Genomic DNA, 17,165 nt, shown 5'->3' on the forward strand with positions numbered 1-17,165 from the left:
CCCGAGGCGTCGCTCAGTCGACGCCGAACTCCATCGCGGCGCGGTCAAGTGCCTCGTCGTCGGCGGAGGAGACGCCCCGGGAGGCGATCGCTTCCGCGCCGCCCTGTGGCATCGCACCGATCAGCCCGGTCGAGGCTGCCTGTGCAGCGCCGACCATCCGCGCAGGGGTCGTGCCGCCGACCATGCCAAGGGTGGCGTACTGCTCCAGCTTCGCCCGCGAGTCGGCGATGTCCAGGTTGCGCATGGTGAGTTGGCCGATCCGGTCCGACGGGCCGAACGCCGAGTCCTCGGTGCGCTCCATCGACAGCTTGTCCGGGTGGTAGCTGAACGCCGGGCCGGTGGTGTCCAGGATCGAGTAGTCCTCGCCCCGGCGCAGCCGCAACGTCACCTCGCCGGTGACCGCCGTGCCGACCCAGCGCTGCAACGACTCGCGCAGCATCAGCGCCTGCGGGTCCAGCCAGCGTCCCTCGTACATCAGCCGACCGAGGCGGCGGCCCTCGTTGTGGTAGTTCGCCAGGGTGTCCTCGTTGTGGATGGCGTTGACCAGCCGTTCGTACGCGGCGTGCAGCAGCGCCATGCCGGGCGCCTCGTAGATGCCCCGGCTCTTGGCCTCGATGATCCGGTTCTCGATCTGGTCCGACATGCCCAGGCCGTGCCGGCCGCCGATGGCGTTGGCCTCCAGCACCAGATCGACGGGGCTGCCGAACTCCTTACCGTTGATCGTCACCGGACGACCCTGGTCAAAGCCGACCGTGACATCCTCGGTCGGGATCTCCACCGACGGGTCCCAGGACCGGACTCCCATGATCGGGTTGACCGTCTCGATGCCGGTGTCGAGGTGCTCGAGGGTCTTCGCCTCGTGCGTGGCGCCCCAGATGTTGGCGTCGGTGGAGTACGCCTTCTCGGTGCTGTCGCGGTACGGCAGGCCGCGTTCGAGCAGCCACTCCGACATCTCCTTACGCCCGCCCAGTTCGGTGACGAAGTCGGTGTCGAGCCACGGCTTGTAGATGCGTAGCTGCGGGTTGGCCAGCAGGCCGTACCGGTAGAACCGCTCGATGTCGTTGCCCTTGAAGGTCGAGCCGTCGCCCCAGATCTGGACGTCGTCCGAGATCATCGCCCGCACCAGCAGGGTCCCCGTCACGGCCCGGCCCAGCGGGGTGGTGTTGAAGTACGCCCGCCCGCCCGAGCGGATGTGGAAGGCCCCGCAGGTCAACGCTGCCAGGCCCTCCTCGACCAGGGCGGCGCGGCAGTCGACCAGGCGGGCGACCTCGGAGCCGTAGCTGAGCGCGCGACCGGGCACCGAGGCGATGTCGGGCTCGTCGTATTGGCCGATGTCAGCGGTGTAGGCGCAGGGAACGGCGCCCTTGTCGCGCATCCAGGCGACCGCGACCGAGGTGTCGAGGCCGCCGGAGAAGGCGATGCCGACACGCTCGCCGATGGGCAGGGAGGTGAGAACCTTGGACACGAGTAAAACTATGCACTAGACCGCATCATCATGCAAATCGAAGTGCTCCGCTGGACCGGCGTCAGCCCGGTGGGTCGTCGCGACCCAGTTCCCAGAACGCCACCGCCGCAGCGGCGGCGACGTTCAACGAATCCACTCCGCGCCGCATCGGGATGACCACCCGTACGTCGCTGGCGGACTGGGCTGCCGCGGTGAGGCCGGGACCCTCAGCTCCCAGCAGCAGCGCTGCCCGCTCGCGCTGCGCCGGAGTCAACCGCTGGATCGGTACGGCGTCCGGAGCCGGCGTCATGGCAAGCACGGTGAAGCCCGCTTCCCGCACCTGGTCCAGACCCGCAGGCCAGCGCTCGAGCTTGGCGTACGGAACCGCGAAGACCTCCCCCATGCTGACCCGCACGCTGCGCCGGTAGAGCGGGTCGGCACAGGACGGCGACAGCAGCACCGCGTCGATGCCAAGCGCGGCGGCCCCCCTGAAAACCGCGCCGAGGTTGGTGTGGTTGTTGACGTCCTCCAGGATCACCACCCGCCGGGCGTCGGCGAGCACCTCGGCCGCGTCCGGCAGCGGCTTGCGGTGGAACGAGGCGAGCACCCCCCGATGCACGTGGAAGCCGGTGGCTTGCTCCAGCACCTCCTGGGTGGCCGCGTACACGGGGGCGTCACCCGTGTCGAGGTCGGCGAGCTGGTCGGCGCGCTTGGCGTCGACCAGGAACGACCGGGCGGGGTAGCCGGCCCGCAGCGCCCGGCGCAGCACCAGCTCCCCCTCGGCGATGAACAGGCCGTGCGGCGGTTCCCACCGGGTGCGCAGCTCCACGTCGGTCAGGGCGCGGTAGTCGGCGATCCGGTCGTCGTCGGGGTCGGTGATCTGGTGGACGGGCACCCGGCGATTCTGCCGGACCGCGCCGCCGGCCCCGCGCGCCGGTCGTCCCGCGGCGTTTTCCGCCGGTACGAACGGGAACGACGCCCCAGGGAACGGGGACGCCGGCCCGGGGAACGGGGACGCCAGCCCGGGGAACGGGGACGCTGCCCCCGAGGAACGGGAACGCCGGCCCGGGGAACTCGGACTCGACCGGAGGGACGGGACAGGTGGGCGCAGGCCAGACACCGGACGGGCGGATCGCGCTGCCGAAGGGCGCCACCGTCGCCGACCACATAGTGGCCCGGCTGGCGCAGTGGGGCGTCCGCCGGTACTTCGGCTTGCCCGGCGACGGCATCAACGGCATGACCTCGGCGCTGCAACGCGCCGCCGGGCGGGCGGAGTTCGTCCAGGTGCGGCACGAGGAGACCGCCGGTTTCGCCGCCTCGGCGCACGTGAAGTACGGCGGCGGCCCGCTCGGCTGCGCCCTGGTCACCAGCGGCCCCGGGGCGGTCCACCTGCTCAACGGCCTGTACGACGCGAAGCTGGACCACCAGCCGGTGGTGGCCCTGGTCGGGAACACCGCGCTGACCGCCGAGGGCGGCGGCTACTACCAGGAGATCGACCTGCTCGCCCTCTACAAGGATGTCGCCTCGGCGTTCCTGGCCCAGCTCGACGACCCGTCCCAGGTGCGGCACCTGGTGGACCGGGCCTGCCGGACGGCGCTGGCCCGGCGTACCGTCACCGCGCTGGTGCTCCCCCTGGACGTGCAGGACCGGCCGGCGGTGCCGGACCCCCCGCACGCGCACGGCTACTACCACACCAGCGCCGTGCCGAGCAGCGCCACCACCGTGCCGCCGGAGGCGGACGTGCGCCGGGCCGCCGAGGTGTTGCGCGGCGGCGAGCGGGTGGCGGTGCTGGTCGGCCAGGGCGCGCTGGGCGCCGAGAGCGAGGTACGCCGGGTCGCCGACCGGCTCGGCGCCGGGGTGGCCGCCGCCCTGCTCGGGTTCGCCGCCGTCGACCACCGCGAGCCGTGGGTCACCGGGGCGATCGGGCTGCTCGGCACCCGGCCGAGCTGGCAGCTCATGCGCGACTGCGACCGGCTGCTGATCGTGGGCAGCAACATGCCGTACTCGGAGTTCTACCCGCCCGAGGGGCAGGCCCGGGCCGTGCAGATCGACGTGGACGGCAGCCGGATGGGGCTGCGCTACCCCACCGAGGTCAACCTCACCGGCGACGCCGGGCCGACGCTGCGGGCGCTGCTGCGCGAGTTGGGCCCCGGCCCGGCCCCGACCGCCTGGCGGCAGAAGATCGTCGACGCCACCTCCGCCTGGCGGCGTGCCCAGCGGGAGATCGCCGGCCAGCCCGCCGACCCGGTGAACCCGCAGTCGCTGTTCACGGCGCTGGACGACCAGCTACCCGGGGACGTGATGCTCTCGGTGGACTGCGGCACCAGCACCGCCTGGTACGCCCGGCACGTGCGGGTCCGCCCCGGGATGCTGGCCAGCCTGTCGGGCACCCTGCTGTCCATGGGCGGGGGCATGCCGTACGGGATCGCGGCGAAGTTCGCCCACCCGGACCGGCCGCTGGTGGCGCTGCTCGGCGACGGGGCGATGCAGATGAACGGGGTCAACGAGCTGATCACCGTGGCGAAGTACTGGCGGAGCTGGTCGGACCCCCGGTTCGTGGTGCTGGTGCTGAACAACCGGGACCTCGCCTTCGTCAGCTGGGAGCAGCGCTCCACCGAGGGCACACCGGCGTTCCCGGCCAGCCAGGACCTGCCCGACGTCGACTACCACCGGTGGGCGGACGTGCTCGGCCTGCACGGCGTCCTGGTCGACTCCCCCGACCAAGTGCCGGACGTGTGGCAGCGCGCCCTGACCGCCGACCGGCCGACGGTGATCAACGCGGTGGTGGATCCGGCGGAGCTGATGCTGCCCCCGCACTTCACCGCCGAACAGGCGCGCAACACGGCGGCGGCGATGCTGCGCGGCGACGCCGACCGGGCGGGGATCATCCGGCGCGGCCTGCCCAGCGCCGTCGCCACCTGGCGTCCCCGCCGCCGCTGAGCGCGCCTCAGCCTCAGCCGCGGCCGCGATTGAGCCAGCGGAGCACGTCCGGCGGGAGGTTCTGTTCCTGCTGCCGGCGCTGCTGCTGCGGGGGGCTCGGCTCCGGGGCCGGGCGGCGCACCTCGCCGGCCAGCTCCCGGCTGGGCGGGGTGAAGTCGCGCACCGGCTGGCCGTTGACGGCCGTGCGGATGGTCCGGGCCACCGCGTCGATCACCTTCGCCTGCACGGCCGAGCCGACCGAGTCGCCCGGGTCGTCCGGGTTGGCGGCGATGCCGGCGACGGCGACCTGTGGGGTGAATCCGACGAACGTCTCGGTGGCGTTCTTCTCCGAGCTGCCGGTCTTGCCGGCGACCTGGCGGCCGACGATCCGGTCCACCGAGGTCGCGGTGCCGCCGTCGCACTGGCCGAACGTGGTCTGCTGGCCGACCGGGCAGCGCGCCGCGTCGGTGGCCGCCCGGGCCACGTCGGCGTCGAGCACCTTGCGGCAGGACGGCTCGCCGACCGGCACCCGGTCGCCGTTTGCGGCGGTCACCGAGACCACCGGCAGCGGGGCGCAGTACGTGCCCTCGGCGGCCACGGTCGCGTACGCGTTCGCGAGGTCGAGGGGGGTGGTGGCGGCCACGCCGAGGGTGAACGAGCCCCAGTTGGCCGCGTTGTCCTTCGCGAAGGCGGCGTCCGAGTCGGCCCGGAAGGTGATGCCGAGGCGCTGGGCCATCTCCACCACCTTCGCCGGGCCGACCTGTTCGGCGAGCCAGACGAAGTAGGTGTTCACCGAGCGGCCGAAGCCGTCCCACATGGTGCGGTAGCCGTCCATCCACTGCGGGTTGGCGTTCGCCGGGCACCACTTGCCGTCGCAGCTCGCCTCGCCCTCGGCGGCGTACCGGGTGGGCAGCCGGCTGGGCGCGTCGAAGCCGGTGGCGAGCTGCTTGCCGTTCTCCAGCGCGGCGAGCATGGTGAACAGCTTGAACGTCGACCCGGCCTGGTACCCGTCGACGCCGCCGCCACCGGAGATCAGCGGGTTGACGGTGTTGGGATGGTTGGCCTGCCCGTCCGGGTTGTCCTCGAGGCTGTAGTGCCGGTTGACCGCCATGGCGAGCACCCGGCCGGTGCCGGGCTGCACGGCCGCGATCGGCAGGGCGCGCTTGTTGTCGTACCCGTAGACGGCGGTGGCCTGCTGCTGCGCCGTGGCCTGGATCTTCGGGTCCAGGGAGGTGACCACGGTGTAGCCGCCCCGGCGCAGCGCCTGCTCACGCTCCTCGACGGTCTCGCCGAACGCGGGCTGGGTGAGCCACCACTGGCGCAGGTAGTCGCAGAAGAAGCCCCAGTCGTCGTGGCCCTGCGCCACGGCGGTGCAGCCGTTGGGCTGCCGGGTGGGGCTCAGCGCCAGCTTCTCCGCCTTGGCCGCCGAGGCCTGCTCGGCGGTGATCGCGCCGGTGTCGGCCATCGCGTCGAGCACGTACCCGCGCCGGTCCAGCGCCGCGTCGGCGTCGCCGTCGATCGGGCTGTACGCGTCCGGCGACTGGACCAGGCCGGCGAGCAGGGCCGCCTCGGGCAGGGTCAGCTCGGCCGGGGACTTGGCGAAGTAGCGCTGGCTGGCCGCCGCGATGCCGTACGCGCCGGAGCCGAAGTACGCGATGTTGAGATAGCCGTTGAGGATCTCGTCCTTGCTGAGCCGCTGCTCCAGCGCCGTGGCGTACCGGATCTCCTGGAGCTTGCGCCCGACGGTCTGCTCGGTGGCGGCCTGCCGCTCCTCGGCGGTGCGGTTCGGGTCGGTCTTGAGCACGTTGCGGACGTACTGCATGGTCAGCGTGGAGCCGCCCTGCTCGGTGCCGCCGCCGGTGACGTTGGCGGCCAGGGCGCGGGCGAGGCCGCGCAGGTCGGCACCCCCGTGCGAGTAGAACCGCCGGTCCTCGGCCGCCACGATGGCCTGGCGCAGCACCGGGGCGATCTCGGCCAGCGGCACGTCGGTGCGGTTGACGTCGTAGAACGTGGTGATCAGCGTCTTGCCGTCGTTGGCGTAGAGGTACGACCGCTGCGGGGTGATCGGGGTGCGCAGCGCCTCGGGCAGCACGGCGTACGACCCGATCGCCGACTTCGCGGCGTACCCGAGCAGCAGGTTGCCCGGCAGCGCCGCGACCGCCAGGACGAGGCCGGCGAGCACGCCGGCGAGGAGCACGGTGAACAGCCGCGACAGCGGCGACCGGGGTGGCGGCATGGAGCCAAGGATTGCCACGAAAGCCGCGATCCGGCCAGCCCCGGGGGCGATTGTCAGGTAATTCACCGCGTCCCGCCAGGCACTTCCCCACCTGGTCGACAGGTAGCGGGACGAACCTCCCGAACGGTCGGCGGAAACCGGGTCAGCCTGCGGCGAGCGGGCCGCCGCCGGGACCCGGCGTCGCGCCGCCGCCCGGGGCGGTGGCGGTGGCGACGCTGGCGCTGGCCGCGTCCCGGGCGATCGCGGCGGGGACCAGGCGGCCGGAGCGGTACCCGATGCCGATGCCGGCGATCAGCACGAAGATCGCCCCGAAGGTCTGCAGGGACCCGATCAGCGCGCCGCCGATGCCCACCAGCGGGGCGGCGATCATCAGCATCGTGCCGTCGCCGATGCTGAACATGCCGGAACGGGCCACCGCCCATCCGGTGAGGAACCAGCCCACCGTGTAGCAGGTGGCCCCGAGCAGCACGAGCGTGCGGGCCGTGGTGCCGAAGACCGGGGCCTGCGCGGTCAGCCCGGCGAAGGGCAGCATGAGCACGGTGCCGGCGATGCTGACCAGCAGCCCCGCGGCGGCCACCCGACGGCTGCGGGTGGCGGCGAGCAGACCGGTCAGGGCCAGCAGGGCGAGCAGCCCGAGCCAGACGGCGGCGACCCAGCCGATCAGGTAGAGCTGCCCCCCGTCGGCCGGGTACGGGGCGTTGCCCACCCCGCCGTCGCTGGCCATCGCGACCACGCCGTACAGCACCGCGTACGCCGGCAGCAGCCACACGGCGGCGCGGCCGAAGCGGCGCAGCGACCAGGCCCAGGTGGCGTCGGTCGCGGGACGGGCGGGCGTCGGCTCGCCGACGAACGGCAGCACCCCGAACCCGCCCCCGGTGCGTCGGGTGCCGATCGGCCCGGCCGGGTCGTGCGCGCCCGGCACCGGGGTGCTGGAGAAGAGCTTGTCCGCGGGATCCTTCATGCGTCACCTCGCTGCGCTGGTCGGCGGAGCGGGACGCGCCGCGGCGCCCCGGCTCCTGGTCACCACCCGTCCTTCGGACCGATCGTGTCAGGTGCCGGAGCGCCGCATGAGGGTTATTCGCATTCCGCCCCGGGCCCCGCCCGGGTGGTCGTCAGCCCCGCTCGCGCTGGTCGGCCGGGTCGAGCAGCAGGCTGCCCGGGGACACCGGCTCGGGGGCCGGCAGTCCCTGCGGACCATGGCCGCCGGTGGCCTGCGCCTCGGCGACGCGTACCTCGTCGTGGATCTGCTGGGCGGCGGCGGCCGCGGCCTCGGCGGCCTCGGCGGCCTCCCGCTCGACGGCGCTCGCGTGGCCGGCCGCCTCGGGTGCGGGCTGGTCGCCGACCATCTGGCTCAGCCCGCCCAGCGCCCCGCCCATCCCCTCCAGGGCCTTGGTCAGCTCGGCCGGGACGATCCAGACCTTGTTGGCCGTGCCGTTGGCGATCTGCGGCAGCGCCTGGAGGTACTGGTAGGCGAGCACCTTCTGGCTCGGGTTGGCCTGGTGGATCGCGTCGAAGACCGTCCGGATGGCCTTCGCCTGGCCCTCGGCCTGGAGGATCCGGGCCTGCCGGTCACCGTCGGCCCGCAGCACCGCGGACTGCTTGTCACCCTCGGCGGTGAGGATCTGCGACTGCTTGTGGCCCTCGGCGGTCAGGATCGCCGCCCGGCGGTCCCGCTCGGCGCGCATCTGCTTCTCCATCGAGTCGCGGATGCTCGCCGGCGGCTCGATGGCCTTGATCTCCACCCGGGTGACCTTGATGCCCCACCGGCCGGTGGTCTCGTCCAGCACACCCGAGAGGTGCCGGTTGATCTCCTCCCGGCTGGTCAGCGCCCGCTCAAGGTCCAGCGAGCCGATCACGTTACGCAGGGTGGTGACGGTGAGCTGCTCGATGGCCTGGAGGAAGTTCGAGATCTCGTACGTCGCCCGGGCCGCGTCGATGACCTTGAAGTAGAGCACCGTGTCGATCGACACCACCAGGTTGTCCGAGGTGATCACGGGCTGCGGCGGGAAGCTGACCACCTGCTCCCGCATGTCGACCTTGGTGCGGACCGCGTCGACGAACGGGACCAGCAGGTTCAGGCCCGGGTTCAAGGTGCGCTTGTACTTGCCGAGCCGCTCGACCACGTCCTGGCGCTGCTGCGGCACGATCCGCACCGCCTTGACCAGGGTCACCATGACGATCAACGCCACGGCGACCAACAGCACCGTCACAAATTCCATGCCTTTCACCCTCTCGCTTCGGGCAGCTCACCCGAGGTGGAAACGTCGTCATCCCATACCAGGGCCGTCGCGCCCTGGATCTTGATCACCCGCACCCGCCGACCGGGGGCGAAGCTCTGCGTCGCGTCGAATGACCGGGCGGTCCACAGCTCCCCGTCGATCTTGACGAGGCCCTGGTCGGCGTCGACCCGTTCCAGCACCAGGGCGGTGGACCCCTCGATCGCCTCCACCCCGAACGGCTGCTCGCCGCTCTCCTGGGCGGAGCGGGCGTGCCGGCGGATCGCCGGCCGGGCCACCGCCACGGTGAGCGCCGAGACCACCGCGAACACCAGCGCCTGGACGGCGGTCGGCGCGCCCAGGGCCGCGGCCCCGGCGGCGGCGAACGCGCCGACCGAGAACATGATCAGGAACAGCGTCGTCGTGAAGATCTCGGCGACCGCCAACACCACACCCAGTACGACCCAGAACACCGCGTCCACCACCCAAGAGTGACACGTCGGAGCACGCGCGGCCCCTCGACAAGATCAGTAAGCTCGGCGGGGAGCCATTCTGGGAGGACGCTGACAGCCGTCCCGCGAGCCCGTGGAGGAGCCGTGTCACTGCCATCCGAGACCGTCCGAGAGGTCGACGCCGCAGTCGCCCGGGCGCAGTCCGCCGGGCGTACCCCGTCGCTCGTGCTCGGCGTGGTGCGCGACGGTGAGTTGGCCCACGTCGCCGCAGCCGGGGAGCATCCCCGCCCGGATTCCGATCGGCAGTACCGACTCGGCTCGATCACCAAGACGATGACCGCGGTGCTGGTCATGCAGCAGCGCGACGCCGGGACGCTGGCCCTGGACGACCCCCTCGACGCGCACCTGCCCGGCACCGGCGTCGGCGCGCTCACCCTGCGCCAGTTCCTCGGCCACGCCAGCGGCCTCCAGCGCGAGCCCGACGGCCCCTGGTGGGAACGGGTCGAGGTCGGCGACCTGGCGTCCGTGCTGGCCGGCGTGGGCGAACACAAGATCGCCTACCCGCCGCACCGGGCCTACCACTACTCCAACCTGGCGTACGGGCTGCTCGGCGGGGTGCTGGAGGCGGTCACCGGGACGGGCTGGTTCGACCTGCTCCGGCAGCGCATCCTGGAGCCGCTGGGCATGACCCGCACCACGTACCAGGCCACCGAGCCGTTCGCCCGGGGGTACGTGGTGCACCCGTGGCACGACACGCTGCGGGAGGAGCCGCGCACCGACACCGGGGCGATGGCCCCCGCCGGGCAGCTCTGGTCGACGATCACCGACCTCGGCCGCTGGGCCGCGTTCCTGGCCGACCCCGATCCGGCCGTTCTCGCCCCGACGACACTCGCCGAGATGTGTGCGCCGGTGGTGATCAGCGACCTCGACTCGTGGACCAGCGGGCACGGCCTCGGCGTCGAGCTGAACCGGGTCGGCGACCGGGTGTACGTCGGCCACGGCGGGTCGATGCCCGGGTACGTCGCCGGGCTGGCCGTACACCGCCCCACCCGCACCGCCGTGGTGGGCTTCGCCAACTCGTACGGCCTGCGGGTCGGCCACGTCGGCGGCCTCGGCCGGGAGGTGCTGACCACCGTGCTGGACGCGCTGCCGGACCCGGTCGAGCCGTGGCACCCGGCCGACGCCCCGCCCCCGGCCGAGCTGGCCGAGCTGACCGGCCGCTGGTGGTGGATGGGCGCGGAGGTCGAGTTCAGCGTCGACGCCGTCACCGGCGAGCTGCGGGCCGGCGCGGTCGGCAACCCGGTCATGCGGTTCACCCGGGAGGGCCCGGACCGCTGGCGGGGCATCTCCGGCCCGCAGGACGGCGAGATCCTCACCGTGCTCCGCGACGCCGAGGCGCACCCCGTCGCCCTGGACATGGCCACCTTCGTCCTGACCCGCACCCCCGACGAAGAGCCCTGACCCCCGGTGCCGGCAAGTTCGCGGAAAGCGTGGCTGTTCCTCGGCGAATGGCCACGCTTTCCGTGAATCTGCGCGGCCGGTGGGGTCAGGACGGGGGGGCGGTGACGAAGTCGATCAGCCGTTCCATGGCGTTGATCAGCGGGGTCTCCACGTCGGCGAAGCTGTCCACCCGGGACAGGATGTGCCGCCACATGTCGGCCGGCTCCGCCACCCCGAGGGCCGCGCAGACCCCCTCCTTCCACGGCCGCCCCGGCGGCACCACCGGCCACGCCGCGATGCCCAGCGAGGCCGGCTTGACGGCCTGCCACACGTCGACGTAGGGGTGGCCGGTGACCAGCACGTGCGGGGAGTTCACCCGGGCCACGATCCGGCTCTCCTTCGAGCCGGGCACCAGATGGTCGACCAGCACGCCGAGCCGCCGGGACGGGCCGGGGGCGAAGTCGCGCACCTGCGCGGAAAGCTCGTCGATGCCGTCCAGCGGCTCCACCACCACGCCCTCGACGCGCAGGTCGTCGCCCCAGATCCGCTCGACGAGGGCGGCGTCGTGCACGCCCTCGACCCAGATCCGGCTGGCCTTCGCCACCTGCGCCCGCACGCCGTCGACCGCGATCGAGCCGGACGCGGTACGTCGGCGGGCCGCCGGCACGGGCGCGCGGGCCGGGCGGCGCAGCGTGACCTGCCGGCCGTCGAGCAGGAACGCCGCCGGCAACAGCGGGAAGTTGCGCCGCCGGCCGTGCCGGTCCTCCAGCACCACCGCCCCGGACTCGAAGCCGACCACCGCGCCGCAGAACCCGGAGTCGGCGTCCTCGACCACGAGATCGGGTTCAGCGTCCACCTCGGGGGTCGTCTTCCGCCGCCGCCAGTCCCCCGCCAACACGTCCTCGCCGTACCGCCCCACCATCCCGCCACGCTAACCCCCGCCCCACCCCGGGGGCGCGTCAGCCGCGCCGATCATTGAGCCGGAGTACCCCCGCAAAGAGCGCACGAGCGGAAAATCCGGTCAGCACGAGTCCATGATCGACGCTAACCGGAGCGGGGCACGCGGCAGTCGAGACAGGGGCGGCGCACACCACGTACCCTCTCTTGCATGTCCTCCCCCGCAGTGGGCGCGGTCACCCTCGCGCCCCGCCGGTCGAGCCGGTTCGTTGCCTGGGTGCGCGCCTGGCGCGCCGGCCTCGTGCCGTACGACGAGGTCGCCGAGGAGATCGCCGGCGACGAGGAACACCTCGTCTCGGACGCCCCCGGAACCTGGACCGACGTCCCACTACGGGACGCGCTGCCCACCCTGGCGAAGCTCTCCCCGGACGAGATCCGGCTGGTGCTGCCCGCGCCCGGCGATCCTCGGGGGCTGCCCGGGCCGGGCGACTTCACGGGCACCGCGCTGGTCACCGGCGAGGCGGTGGTGGCCGGCGGGATCGGGCTGATCCCGCAGGTGCGCACGCACACCTCGGGCTCGGGGATGACCTTTGAGACGGTGCTCTGGCGGTGCTACCCGCTGCCCGCCGACGCCCCGGCCGCCTCGCTGGCCTCGCCAGGCGCCGCCGAGGCGGAGGCGGAACTGGCCAGCGCGCTCGCCGAGACCACCGCGGCACTGACCCGGCTCGACGTGGCCCAGTGGCGGCCCGAGCTGGCCGGCGCGCTGGCCGCGCTGCGCCGCCCCGACGGGACCACCGACCTGCCGCCGGGCTTCGACCCCCGGGCGCGGCGGCTGTTCGCCCGCGCCGCCGTGCTGGACCGGGTGCTGGCGCTGGCCGGGCACAGCGCGCTGGGCGGCGCGATCAACAACTACGAGGCCCAGCAGCGCGACGCAGCGCTACGCCCGCTCACCACCGCCTGCCGGCAGGCCCTCGTCGCCGCCTGCAACGCCCCGCTGCGCCCCTGACCCCCGCCGGCCCTCAGCGCCCTGGCACCCGCCGGGCCCGACCCCTGGCCAATTCGGCCACCGAGTTGACGACCGGCGGGGTCAGATGTCGTCCATCAGGTCGGCCACCGAGTCGACGATCCGCGACGGCCGGTACGGGTACCGCTCGGCCTCGGCCCGGGTGCTGATCCCGGTCAGCACCAGGATCGTCTCCAGCCCGGCCTCCAGGCCGCACAGCACGTCGGTGTCCATCCGGTCGCCGATCATGGCGGTCGTCTCGGAGTGCGCGTCGATGGTGTTCAGCGCCGAGCGCATCATCATCGGGTTGGGCTTGCCGACGAAGTACGGCGCCACCCCGGTCGCCTTCGAGATCATCGCCGCGACCGAGCCGGCGGCCGGCAGCGCGCCCTCGACCGACGGGCCGGTGACGTCGGGGTTGGTGCAGATGAACCGCGCCCCCTCGTTGATCAGCCGGACCGCCTTGGTGATCGCCTCGAAGCTGTACGTCCGGGTCTCCCCCAGCACCACGTAGTCGGGGGCGAAGTCGGTGAGCACGTAGCCGACCGCGTGCAGCGCCGTGGTCAGCCCGGCCTCCCCGATCGCGTACGCGGTGCCGCCCGGCCGCTGGTCGGCCAGGAACTGGGCGGTGGCCAGCGCCGCCGTCCAGATGGCGTGCTCGGGCACCTCGAAGCCCATCCGGGTCAGCCGGGCCCGCAGGTCGCGTGGGGTGTAGATGGAGTTGTTGGTCAGCACCAGGAACGGCTTGCTGGAGGAGCGCAGCTTGTTGATGAACTCCGGCGCGCCGGGTACGGGCTGGCCCTCGTGCACCAGCACGCCGTCCATGTCGGTCAGCCAGCTCTGCACCGGCTTACGTTCGTGCATTCGTCGTCCCAGGGGATGTCGGGGCGGGGCCGTCGGACGGTGACCCGCACGGGTGTCGGAGGTGGCGGGCGGCGGGTCAGGGCCGGCGGGTCGGCACGCAGCACACCGTCGGGCAGGTGTCCCACAGCGGCAGCTCGCCGAGGCGGCGGCGCAGCCGCTCCCCGCCCGGCTCGGTGCGCTCGGCGACCAGCTCGCGCGCCATGGCCACGAAACGCGGATCGGTGCCCGGGGTGCCGGCCCGGACGAAGTCCAGCCCGAGTTGTTTGGCCGTCTCCGCCGCCTCGGTGTCGAGGTCCCACACCACCTCCAGGTGGTCGGAGACGAACCCGATCGGGCTGACCACCACGGCGGTGGTGGTGCCGGCCTCGGCGAGGGCGGCCAGGTGGTCGTTGACGTCCGGCTCCAGCCACGGCACCTGGGGCGGGCCGGAGCGGCTCTGCCACACCAGGTCGTACGGCAGGTCGGGCGCGGCGGCGGCGTGCACCAGCCGGGCCACCTCCGCGAGTTGGGCGGTGTACCGGCCGCCGTGCGGACCGGCGTTCGCGGCCGCCGAGACGGGGACGGAGTGTGCGGTGAAGACCAGCCGGGTGGTGGCCCGCTTCGCCGGGTCGAGCCGGCCCAGCGCCGCCCTGACCGCGTCGGCGTGCGGCTCGACGAAGCCCGGGTGGTCCCAGAACTGGCGCAGCTTCTCGATCACCGGGGCGTCCGGGCCGACGGCCGCGCGGGCCTTCGCGATGTCCTCCTGGTACTGGCGGCAGGAGGAGTAGCCGCCGTACGCGCTGGTCACGAGCGCCAGGGCGTTGGTGACCCCGTCGTCGCGCATCCGGGCCACGGTGTCGGCGAGCATCGGGTCCCAGTTCCGGTTGCCCCAGTAGACCGGCAGGTCGACACCGTGGGCGGCGAAGTCCGCCCGGATGGCGGCGAGCAGGTCGCGGCACTGCTGGTTGATCGGGGAGACCCCGCCGAAGTGCTGGTAGTGCTCGACGACCTCCGCCAGCCGCTCCGGGGGCACGCCCCGCCCCCGGGTCACGTTCTGGAGGAAGGGCAGCACGTCCTCGGGCCGCTCCGGGCCGCCGAAGGAGACCAGCACCAACGCGTCGTACGCCATGGGCCTATTCTTCCCCGCCCCCGTCGGCGGCCGGGCGACGCCCCCTGGTCCGGGGTGTGCAGGGGCGGGCCCCCGCGTCGGCGGGCCCGCCCGCGACGTCAGGCGCCGATGGCGTGGTAGCCGCCGTCGACGTGGACGATCTCGCCGGTGGTGGCCGGGAACCAGTCCGACATCAGCGCCAGGCAGGCCCGGGCGGCCGGCTCCTGGTCGGTGAGGCTCCAGCCCAGCGGGGCGCGCTCGGCCCAGGCGTCCTCGAACTGCTCGAAGCCGGGGATCGACTTCGCCGCGATGGTGCGCAGCGGGCCGGCGGCGACCAGGTTGCTGCGGATGCCCTGCTTGCCCAGGTGCATCGCGAGGTAGCGGGAGGCGGACTCCAGCCCGGCCTTGGCCACACCCATCCAGTCGTAGACCGGCCACGCCTTGGTGGCGTCGAAGGTCAGCCCGACCACCGCGCCGCCCGGCTGCATCAGCGGCAGCGCCGCCATGGCCAGGGACTTGTATGAGTACGTCGAGACGTGCAGCGCGGTGGCCACGTCCTCCCACGGCGCGTCGAGGAACCCGCCGCCGAGGCAGCTCTGCGGTGCGAAGCCGATCGAGTGCACCACCCCGTCGAGGCCGTCGACGTGCTCCCGGACCTTGTCGGCCAGGCCGGCGAGGTGCTCGGCGTTGGCCACGTCCAGCTCGATCACCGGGGCCGGCTCGGGGAGCCGCCTGGCGATCCGCTCGACCAGGGAGAGCCGGCCGTAGCCGGTGAGCACGACCTGCGCGCCGTTCTCCTGGGCAAGCTTCGCCACGGAGAAGGCGATCGAGGCGTCGGTGATGACGCCGGTGACCAGCAGCCGCTTACCGGCCAGCAGTCCGGACATGTCGAGGTTCCTCCGTTGAGTCGGTGCGATGAGCAGCGTCAGTGGCCCATGCCCAGGCCGCCGTCGACCGGGATCACGGCGCCGGAGATGTAGCCGGCGGCGTCCGAGGCCAGCCAGGCGACCACCGCGGCGACCTCGTCGGGAGTGGCGAACCGGCCGGCGGGGATGGACTTGAGGTACGCGGTCCGGCGGTCCTCGGGCAGCGCGGCGGTCATGTCGGTGTCGATGAAGCCGGGTGCGACGACGTTGGCGGTGATGTTGCGTCCGCCCAGCTCCCGGGTGATCGAGCGGGCCACGCCGACCATGCCGGCCTTGCTCGCCGCGTAGTTGACCTGACCGGGGCCGCCGTACAGGCCGACGACCGAGGAGATGAAGATCATCCGGCCCCACTTGGCCCGGAGCATCTTCGTCGAGGCGCGCTTGGCGCAGCGGAACGCGCCGGTGAGGTTGGTGTCCACCACCCGGGTGAACTGCTCCTCCGACATCCGCATGATCAGGGTGTCGTCGGTGATGCCGGCGTTGGCCACCAGCACCTCGACCGGGCCCAGCTCGGCCTCGATGGTGCCGAAGGCCGCGTCGACGGAGGCGGAGTCGGTCACGTCGCACCGCACCCCGAACAGCCCCTCGGGCGCGTCGCCACTACGGTGCGTCACCGCCACCCGGTCACCCTGCTTGGCGAAGGCCTGCGCGATGGCCAGGCCGATCCCCCGGTTGCCGCCGGTCACCAGCACGGTTCGGGCCACGGGTCCCCCTCGGTTCGATGATCTCCCAGTCGGTCGGAGCCTAGGCGTTACCGGCAGGTAAGCGCTAACGCCGCCCTGGTGGCCCCCCAGTCGTCAGGGTCTCCGGCTCGGCAGGCACCAGGGGATGTGCGCGCTGCCGACATCATCGGCCTGTGCCGGGGCGGCCCGTGCCGGGGCGGCCCGTGCCGGGGCGGCCCGTGCCGGGGCGGCCCGTGCCGGGGCGGCCTAGCCTCCGTTGGCCCTATGGAGCTGCCCCGTTTGTGCTGTCGGTGGAGCGGGAGCACAAACGGGGCAGCTCCATAGGGGCCGAAGGGCAGGTCCCCGACCGGGTGCGGGGCGCAATCGTCAGACCGCCGCCCCGACTGCCCGGCGTACGGGGCGGCGTGGCACGGCGGCAAGACCCATCATCGGGCGGGTGCTGACCAAACTCGACCTGCGCGACGACGGCCAACTGGCCGTCGTCCTCGCGCTGCTGCTGCTGCGTCACCGGCGGGTCGCGGACCGCCCGGCGGCGGGCCCGCAGGAGCCACTCAGGCGACCCGTCGGCCGAGTGCCGTCCGGCGCCCAGCCCCGTGTACGATGATCCACGTTTGCGGGCCGTGTGGTCCGCGTTCCGGGCCCCGCCGAACGCAGGAGGTGATCGCTGTGCGAGATAGCGATCCTCCCAGTCGTGGCCGGGCCGAACGTCAGCCCCGCTGAGCCACGACTCAGCAGGTGAGCTGACCAGCTCTGCTCCCCGCCTCCGCCCGGTCACCGGCCCCGCGCCGAATGACCGAGCCGCGTCGGGAGCCGCCCGGTCACGACTTCGTGTGCGCGTCCTGATCCACCCCCCTGCGGTCCGCCCCCGCATGCGCGGACCGTCCAGTCGCCACCCGGAGCCTTCCCATGAGCCGTTACGTCGCCCCGCTGGGCTTCACCCTCGCCGCCGTCTGGGTGGCCGTCGTCTTCGTCCTCACCTCCGCCGGCCACTGAACGCC

The 17,165-nt window shown here is 73.2% G+C and carries 15 protein-coding genes; 4 read left to right on the forward strand and 11 right to left on the reverse strand.

What is annotated here, in order from left to right:
• Nucleotides 1-13: 13 nt before the first annotated feature.
• Together argG and ACQPZO_RS20620 are read right to left on the reverse strand one after the other, a co-directional pair.
• Nucleotides 14-1,465: an argininosuccinate synthase gene (gene argG / locus ACQPZO_RS20615; RefSeq protein ID WP_433343223.1), complete on the reverse strand. Its 1,452-nt coding sequence runs from the start codon at nt 1,463-1,465 to the stop codon at nt 14-16.
• 61 nt (nt 1,466-1,526) lie between these two features.
• Nucleotides 1,527-2,465: a TrmH family RNA methyltransferase gene (locus ACQPZO_RS20620; protein WP_433351118.1), complete on the reverse strand. Its 939-nt coding sequence runs from the start codon at nt 2,463-2,465 to the stop codon at nt 1,527-1,529.
• Between the two features lie 80 nt (nt 2,466-2,545).
• Here ACQPZO_RS20620 and ACQPZO_RS20625 point away from each other — a divergent pair, with 80 nt between their 5' ends.
• On the forward strand, nt 2,546-4,384 hold the full coding sequence (locus ACQPZO_RS20625) for a thiamine pyrophosphate-requiring protein (protein WP_433343225.1): 1,839 nt from the start codon (nt 2,546-2,548) through the stop codon (nt 4,382-4,384).
• A gap of 13 nt (nt 4,385-4,397) precedes the next feature.
• Here the strand turns inward: ACQPZO_RS20625 and ACQPZO_RS20630 are convergent, their stop codons facing one another.
• From ACQPZO_RS20630 to ACQPZO_RS20645, 4 genes are all read right to left on the reverse strand, one after another.
• The gene (locus tag ACQPZO_RS20630) at nt 4,398-6,665 is read right to left on the reverse strand and encodes a transglycosylase domain-containing protein (RefSeq protein WP_433343226.1); all 2,268 of its coding nucleotides are present in this window, start codon (nt 6,663-6,665) and stop codon (nt 4,398-4,400) included.
• Between the two features lie 76 nt (nt 6,666-6,741).
• Nucleotides 6,742-7,560: a hypothetical protein gene (locus tag ACQPZO_RS20635; protein WP_433343227.1), complete on the reverse strand. Its 819-nt coding sequence runs from the start codon at nt 7,558-7,560 to the stop codon at nt 6,742-6,744.
• 151 nt (nt 7,561-7,711) lie between these two features.
• Nucleotides 7,712-8,818: an SPFH domain-containing protein gene (locus tag ACQPZO_RS20640; RefSeq protein ID WP_433343228.1), complete on the reverse strand. Its 1,107-nt coding sequence runs from the start codon at nt 8,816-8,818 to the stop codon at nt 7,712-7,714.
• Between the two features lie 5 nt (nt 8,819-8,823).
• Nucleotides 8,824-9,297: an NfeD family protein gene (locus ACQPZO_RS20645; RefSeq protein WP_433343230.1), complete on the reverse strand. Its 474-nt coding sequence runs from the start codon at nt 9,295-9,297 to the stop codon at nt 8,824-8,826.
• Nucleotides 9,298-9,411: 114 nt separating this feature from the next.
• Here ACQPZO_RS20645 and ACQPZO_RS20650 point away from each other — a divergent pair, with 114 nt between their 5' ends.
• Nucleotides 9,412-10,728 (forward strand): serine hydrolase domain-containing protein, encoded by a 1,317-nt coding sequence (locus ACQPZO_RS20650; RefSeq protein WP_433343232.1) that lies wholly within the window; start codon nt 9,412-9,414, stop codon nt 10,726-10,728.
• Between the two features lie 85 nt (nt 10,729-10,813).
• On the opposite strand, the gene ACQPZO_RS20655 is transcribed toward ACQPZO_RS20650, so the two are convergent.
• Nucleotides 10,814-11,629, reverse strand: coding sequence for a DUF3097 domain-containing protein (locus ACQPZO_RS20655; RefSeq protein WP_433343233.1), 816 nt, complete (start codon nt 11,627-11,629; stop codon nt 10,814-10,816).
• 186 nt (nt 11,630-11,815) lie between these two features.
• On the opposite strand from ACQPZO_RS20655, the gene ACQPZO_RS20660 reads away from it, so the two are divergent.
• On the forward strand, nt 11,816-12,610 hold the full coding sequence (locus ACQPZO_RS20660; RefSeq protein ID WP_433343234.1) for a hypothetical protein: 795 nt from the start codon (nt 11,816-11,818) through the stop codon (nt 12,608-12,610).
• An 81-nt stretch (nt 12,611-12,691) separates the two neighbouring features.
• Here the strand turns inward: ACQPZO_RS20660 and ACQPZO_RS20665 are convergent, their stop codons facing one another.
• The 4 genes from ACQPZO_RS20665 to fabG all read right to left on the reverse strand — a co-directional run bounded on the left by ACQPZO_RS20665 (nt 12,692) and on the right by fabG (nt 16,188).
• Nucleotides 12,692-13,471 carry an HAD-IIA family hydrolase gene (locus ACQPZO_RS20665; RefSeq protein ID WP_433343235.1) on the reverse strand — a complete coding sequence of 260 codons (780 nt, stop codon included), beginning with the start codon at nt 13,469-13,471 and terminating at the stop codon, nt 12,692-12,694.
• Between the two features lie 76 nt (nt 13,472-13,547).
• Nucleotides 13,548-14,579: a ferrochelatase gene (locus ACQPZO_RS20670; RefSeq protein ID WP_433343237.1), complete on the reverse strand. Its 1,032-nt coding sequence runs from the start codon at nt 14,577-14,579 to the stop codon at nt 13,548-13,550.
• 98 nt (nt 14,580-14,677) lie between these two features.
• Nucleotides 14,678-15,445 carry an enoyl-ACP reductase FabI gene (fabI, locus tag ACQPZO_RS20675; RefSeq protein WP_433343239.1) on the reverse strand — a complete coding sequence of 256 codons (768 nt, stop codon included), beginning with the start codon at nt 15,443-15,445 and terminating at the stop codon, nt 14,678-14,680.
• Nucleotides 15,446-15,483: 38 nt separating this feature from the next.
• The gene (fabG, locus tag ACQPZO_RS20680) at nt 15,484-16,188 is read right to left on the reverse strand and encodes a 3-oxoacyl-ACP reductase FabG (RefSeq protein WP_396674637.1); all 705 of its coding nucleotides are present in this window, start codon (nt 16,186-16,188) and stop codon (nt 15,484-15,486) included.
• 415 nt (nt 16,189-16,603) lie between these two features.
• Between fabG and ACQPZO_RS20685 the strand changes: the two genes are divergently transcribed.
• A complete protein-coding gene (locus ACQPZO_RS20685; RefSeq protein ID WP_433343240.1) occupies nt 16,604-16,771 on the forward strand; it encodes a hypothetical protein in 168 nt (55 codons plus the stop codon).
• Nucleotides 16,772-17,165 lie beyond the last annotated feature (394 nt).

The sequence above is a fragment of the Micromonospora sp. CA-111912 genome (assembly GCF_050948415.1).
Lineage (GTDB): Bacteria > Actinomycetota > Actinomycetes > Mycobacteriales > Micromonosporaceae > Micromonospora.

Bases quoted from the DNA above. Each gene is read 5' to 3' on its own strand.
- ACQPZO_RS20635 (WP_433343227.1), bottom strand. From the start codon at position 7,560: ATGAAGGATCCCGCGGACAAGCTCTTCTCCAGCACCCCGGTGCCGGGC.
- ACQPZO_RS20655 (WP_433343233.1), bottom strand. From the start codon at position 11,629: ATGGTGGGGCGGTACGGCGAGGACGTGTTGGCGGGGGACTGGCGGCGG.
- ACQPZO_RS20640 (WP_433343228.1), bottom strand. From the start codon at position 8,818: ATGGAATTTGTGACGGTGCTGTTGGTCGCCGTGGCGTTGATCGTCATG.
- fabI (WP_433343239.1), bottom strand. From the start codon at position 15,445: ATGTCCGGACTGCTGGCCGGTAAGCGGCTGCTGGTCACCGGCGTCATC.
- ACQPZO_RS20665 (WP_433343235.1), bottom strand. From the start codon at position 13,471: ATGCACGAACGTAAGCCGGTGCAGAGCTGGCTGACCGACATGGACGGC.
- ACQPZO_RS20670 (WP_433343237.1), bottom strand. From the start codon at position 14,579: ATGGCGTACGACGCGTTGGTGCTGGTCTCCTTCGGCGGCCCGGAGCGG.
- ACQPZO_RS20660 (WP_433343234.1), top strand. From the start codon at position 11,816: ATGTCCTCCCCCGCAGTGGGCGCGGTCACCCTCGCGCCCCGCCGGTCG.